The sequence below is a fragment of the Vibrio sp. 10N.222.55.C6 genome, from assembly GCF_041473395.1.
Taxonomy (GTDB): Bacteria; Pseudomonadota; Gammaproteobacteria; order Enterobacterales; family Vibrionaceae; genus Vibrio; species Vibrio crassostreae_C.
On sequence record NZ_JBFRSD010001316.1, the window covers coordinates 1 to 279 of the forward strand.

Sequence of the window (279 nt, forward strand, 5' to 3'; positions counted from 1 at the left end):
GTGTTTTAACTATCCATTTTCCACATATGCAACTTGTATATTGCTGATTGTAGACTATGTTTTTTGAAAAGAGCCAAATTAAAAGAGTAAGGATATGAAGCCACAAAGTGTTTTTTTGTTCGTCGCTGTTTTGGGTTTAACACCGATTGCGTTGTCGTACGGTTATGCCCCCGTTGTCTCCCTTGATTATCTTTTCGGAATTGATGCTAGCCCTATCAATGTCACTCATATCTTTCGTGCTGTGATGGGGTTGTACTTAGCGTTGGCTCTGTTTTGGAT

General features: G+C 39.4%; 1 pseudogene. It reads left to right on the plus strand.

Going from position 1 to position 279, the window contains the following annotated elements:
• Positions 1–94 precede the first annotated feature (94 nt).
• Positions 95–279, plus strand: a pseudogene (locus AB4486_RS28680) (DUF4345 domain-containing protein); the annotation flags it as partial.